The sequence below is a fragment of the Trichloromonas sp. genome, from assembly GCF_041583255.1.
Lineage (GTDB): Bacteria > Desulfobacterota > Desulfuromonadia > Desulfuromonadales > Trichloromonadaceae > Trichloromonas.
The window spans coordinates 1-4581 of sequence record NZ_JBFHGD010000240.1 but is presented as its reverse complement, the minus strand read 5'-3'; the positions used below and the strand labels follow the sequence as shown (position 1 = coordinate 4581).

5 protein-coding genes are annotated in these 4581 nt (G+C 64.8%); all 5 read right to left on the bottom strand.

All coding sequences use genetic code 11. The features are described 5' to 3' along the window. Positions 1-386: hypothetical protein (locus ABYV89_RS14745; RefSeq protein ID WP_432823695.1), on the bottom strand; the 386-nt coding region annotated here is incomplete at its 3' end. After that, the gene (locus ABYV89_RS14740; RefSeq protein WP_432823694.1) at positions 383-1084 is read right to left on the bottom strand and encodes an ABC transporter ATP-binding protein; all 702 of its coding nucleotides are present in this window, start codon (positions 1082-1084) and stop codon (positions 383-385) included. The genes ABYV89_RS14745 and ABYV89_RS14740, both read right to left, overlap by 4 nt. Positions 1085-1116: 32 nt before the next feature. Beyond that, on the bottom strand, positions 1117-2349 hold the full coding sequence (locus ABYV89_RS14735) for an ABC transporter permease (RefSeq protein WP_432823693.1): 1233 nt from the start codon (positions 2347-2349) through the stop codon (positions 1117-1119). A 9-nt stretch (positions 2350-2358) separates the two neighbouring features. Then, positions 2359-3582, bottom strand: a complete 1224-nt coding sequence (locus ABYV89_RS14730; RefSeq protein ID WP_432823692.1) for an ABC transporter permease — start codon at positions 3580-3582, stop codon at positions 2359-2361. Between the two features lie 2 nt (positions 3583-3584). Next, positions 3585-4325, bottom strand: a complete 741-nt coding sequence (locus ABYV89_RS14725) for an outer membrane lipoprotein-sorting protein (protein ID WP_432823691.1) — start codon at positions 4323-4325, stop codon at positions 3585-3587. Between the last annotated feature and the right edge of the window lie 256 nt (positions 4326-4581).

The following is a 4581-nucleotide window of genomic DNA, read 5'->3' as shown; positions in this document are numbered from 1 at the left end:
TTGAGGCGATCGACGGCCAGCTGCTGGCTGAACCACTCCCCGTCGTTCCAGTTTTTCTCCAGGTCGAGGCGGCGGTTGGGGGAATCGCCGGGGAGGGCAAGGCCTGAGCCGGGATCGGCATAGAGGGATCTGCCGTCGATGGCAAATTCAACGGTGGCGGATTCGGTGGCCGGAATCGACAGGTCAAGGCGCAGGTTGTTCGAGGAGATAGCGCCGGCCTCGTTGCTGCCCGTGGGCAGTTGTTCCAGGTGCAGGTTGAGGGATTTCAGGTGCCCGCCCAGCTGGGTTCCGTCCGGCAGCTCGCAATGGCCGCTGCCGGCGCAGAAGACGAGGCAGAGTGCAAGCAGCAGTCCGGCGATAACGGGCGGCAGCGGGCGGGCGGTCATGCCGACGATCCGCCGGCTTGCGGGGAGTCCGATTCGAGCCGGCCGTCTTTGAGCCGGATCACCCGGCGGGCGATGTCGATCACCTGGGGGTCGTGGGAGCTGAACAGGAATGTTGTCCCCTGTTCTTCGTTGAGCCGGCGCATGAGCCTGAGCAGCTCTTCGCTGGTTTTAGAGTCGAGATTAGCGGTCGGTTCGTCGGCCAAAATAACCCGCGGTTCGGCGGCCATGGCGCGGGCCACGGCGACCCGCTGCTGCTGTCCGCCGGAGAGGTCGTTGGGGTGACGATTTTCGAGCCCGCCGATGCCGAGTTCGGCAAACAGCCCTTCGATGCGGCGCCGGCGCTCTGCTTTGGAAACTTTCTGCAGCATCAGGGTGAACTCGGCGTTTTCCGCGGCGGTCAGTACCGGGATCAGGTTGTACGACTGGAAGATGAAGCCGATGTGGCGCAGGCGGAAGTCGGCCAGGTCCCGCACCGTGCTGCCGCCGACATCCCGGCCGTCGATGGCGATGGTCCCTGCGGTCGGCTGGTCGAGGCAGCCGACCAGGTTGAGCAGGGTGGTCTTGCCGCTCCCCGAGGGGCCGGCGAAGACGGTGAACTCGCCGGCTTCGACCCGCAGGCTCACGTCATCGAGGGCGGTCACCCTCTGGTTGCCGAGAGAGTAGATCTTGCTGACGTTCTGCATCTGGATCAGGGGCATTGTGGCTCCATCGGAAAAGTCAGAACAATGGGTTACCCGTGCCGCATCGCTTCAGCCGGGGCGATGCGGGCGGCCTTGATGGCCGGGTAGACCGAGGCGAGCAGGCAGAGGGCAATGACGTAGAGGCCCATCTGCAGCATCCAGGGGAGATCCCAGGCGGCCCGCATCACCGGGTCGAAGACGACCCCGCCGAACTCCAGGGTGTCGGGAACCAGCTTGCGCAGGTCGAGCCCACGGCTGACCAGGTACCAGGTCGAGGCGCAGCCGAGCAGTGTTCCCAGCAGCATGGAGACCGTGCCGAGGATCAGCGCCTCAGCCAGCACCAACAGCCGCAGCCGTCCCGGCGTGGCGCCGAGGGCGAGGATGACGCCGAACTCGCGGATGCGCTCCATCACCGACATCAGCAGGGTGTTGACTACGCTGATGGTGACGATCAGCAGGATGATGACGAAAATGAACTTCTGGCTGGCATAGTCGAGGCGGATGGCGTCGGAGAGGTTCGGCATGGCGATCTCCCAGGAGGTCGGGCGCAGCTCCGGACGCTCCGCCGTGAGCTGGCGGAGCACCGGCAGCAGGCGGGCTTCGTCATCGGCCCGCGCGAGGATGATCGCCAGTTCGTGGATTTCGCCGGCAATACCGGCCATGGCGGCGGCCCGCTCGCGGCCGACCATGACCATGCCGCCATCCACATCCTTGAGGCCGGTGCGCAGAACGCCCCGCACCCGCAGCAGCTCGCTGGTCAACTCGCCGTTGCGGTTCTGCACGGTGACCACGAATTTACTCCCTGCGCTGATTTTCAGTTCCTTCAGCAGGCGCTCTCCGACCAGCGCATCGCGCCCGGAGAGCGAGCGGATATTCTGCCCGGCCGGCAGCTTTTTCCAGAACGGGTTAACCGCCGCCTCGGCCGCCGGGTCGACCCCCAGCAGCAGGATGCCGCGGCTCTCCCGGCTCGACTGGGCCAGCCCCGGCAGATAGACCCGCGGCAGCGCTCGGCGTACGCCGGGCAGATCGGCGACCTGCCCGGCCAGCCCCGCTTCGGCGAAACTCAACTTTTCGTCCCGACTTTTCGCGTAATCGCCGCGATAGACGGCGATATGCCCCGAGCCGGCCCGCACCCCGCTGTCGACCATCTGGGCGTAGACGCCGAAGGAGAGGTTGTGAAAGGTCTGCAGCAGAAAAAGGCTGAAGCCCATCGCCGTCAGGGTGATGAGGGTGCGGCGGCGATTGCGCCAGAGGTTTTTCCAGGCCAGCTTCAGGCTTTCCATGCCATTCCTCTAGTCTTCACGGATTGCTTCGATCGGCTGCAGCCGTGCCGCCCGCCGGGAGGGGAAGTAGCCGGCGACCAGGGAGATGAGCAGCAGGGCGACGGCCGGGACGGCCACGTTGTCTGCCTCGAAGGCGGCGCTGAGCCGCGGCATGATCGTGCCGCCGGCGTAGGTGACCGCCGACAGGTACGGACTCAGGTCGACGCCGACCCGTTCCATGTAGAGGGTCATGGCCAGCCCGATGACCACCCCGAACGCTATGGAAATAACCCCCATGGCCAGGGTTTCGAGCAGCACCAGGGCCTGTACCGAGCGCGGCTTCATCCCCATGGCCATGAGGATGCCGAACTCGCGGGTCCGCTCCATCACCGACATGAAGATGGTGTTGAGAATCCCCAGCCCGGTGGCGGCGTAGAGGATGGCGACCAGGATCAGGCGCGACACGTTGTAGCTGGCGATGACCTCCTGCATCTCCGGCAGCAGCTGGCCCCAGGTGTGCAGCTCCAGGCCGGCGGGGAGCTCTGTCTGCAGTCGGGACGCCAGCTCAGAGGCTTGCATCGGCTCGTGGATGGTTACCGCCAGTTCATGGGTGCGCCCCGGCAGCACGCAGAGCTTCTGCAGCCAGGGGAGGTTGACCAGGACCAGGGCGTTGTCGCGGCTGCCGGCGCCGGTTTCGAAAATGCCGGTGACTTGTAGCAGGTCGTTGCCGATAGAGCCGTCGGCGGCCTGGGTGAGAAAGACCAGCTCGTCGCCCGGCTTCACCCCGAGTTTTTTCGCCAGCCCGGCGCCGATCATCGCGCCCCCGGTCTTTGTTGCGTCGAGGTAGCGGCCGGCGACCAGCTGACTGCTGAAGCTGGTGACCCGTTTCTCCTGCGCCGACTGCACGCCGAGAAGTTCGGCCGGGTAGGTGTTGTCGGCATGGGCGACCAGGCCGAAGGCGCGCAGCCGGGCCGAAACCCCGCGTACCTCCGGTCGGCTGCGCAGCCGGCCGGCGAGGCCGGCGTCGGCATCCATGTTGGCGAACATGTCGCGGTCGTCCTGGTAGCCCTGCGCCGAGATCACCAGGTGCCCGTAATACTGCTCGGTGGCCGAGGCCAGCATATCGGCGAACATGCCGGAAAAGACGCCGAGAGCCAGAATCAGCAGCGCCGTGGAAACCACCATGGCCGACAGGGTCAGCAGGGTGCGGCGGCTGTTGCGCCAGAGATTGCGGAAGGCGAGGGAGAGCAGCACGGTCAGCGCGCCTTCAGGGTGCGCAGGGAGAAGAAATCCGGTGCCAGGGAAATGTCGAACTCGATTTCCCGGTAGTGCATCACCGTCCGCTCGGCCGGCTTGTCGAGGGGGCGCACGGTCATGCGCAGCGGCAGGGCCCGTCCCGACACCGTCTGCACGTCGTCGAAGATGATCTCCCGCACCCGTTCCATCGCTTCGTCGTAATACTCCACCCGCAGCGGCAGCTTGCGCGTCTTTTCGATTTCGTAGATCAGCTTGCCCCAGACCACCGCCGCATCCGGTTTCGGCAGGCACTCGATGCGCCAGACGGTTTCCGTCTCATCGGCCAGGGCAAAGGTGTAGTCCTGGTCGACCTCGCTCCCCTTGACCAGGTCGTCGTTGGTGATGTGGCTCCCCATCCACGAACCGCCCATCATCGAGGGCGGCACCTTGATGACCCGGTCGACCTTGGGCAGGTAGTTCCAGACTTCCTTCTCCACCTTCAGGGTGCTGACACCGCGCTCCTTGGCCGGCTCCAGGATGCGGGTGAGGAAGTGGTCCCGCTCCAGCGACCAGGATTCCATTTCCAGCGAGCGCTGCCAGTTTTCGGTTGCGACTTCCATGCGCACCAGCGCGCGCGACGAGTGGCCGCTGTACTGGATTTCGACCTGGCGGATCAGCTCCTGCAGATCGAGGGGGGCGGCGAAGGCCGCTGGACCAAAGACGATGCATGCGAATCCCCAGAAGAGGATAAATCGAGCCATGGCGCTCCTTTCAATGAGAAAGACGCTTACAATTATACCCGGTTTCTGTGATCCGGCAGGGAAAGGCGGTGATTGGTGATTGGCAGGGTTTGTCTGGTCAATATTAGGGAGATGTTATATAACGGTAGCTGATCCGGTTGCGAATCGATTTTCGGACCGTGCAATTATTATTACTCCCCGGGAGGGTGCGCATGAATTACCCCGTCTGGTATCTGCCTGAGATCGGCGGCAGTACGCTGATCGCCCTGATCGCCAT

Excerpts from the sequence above, each read along its gene's own strand:
- ABYV89_RS14740 (WP_432823694.1), bottom strand. The coding sequence starts at position 1,084 with ATGCCCCTGATCCAGATGCAGAACGTCAGCAAGATCTACTCTCTCGGC.
- ABYV89_RS14735 (WP_432823693.1), bottom strand. The coding sequence starts at position 2,349 with ATGGAAAGCCTGAAGCTGGCCTGGAAAAACCTCTGGCGCAATCGCCGC.
- ABYV89_RS14725 (WP_432823691.1), bottom strand. The coding sequence starts at position 4,325 with ATGGCTCGATTTATCCTCTTCTGGGGATTCGCATGCATCGTCTTTGGT.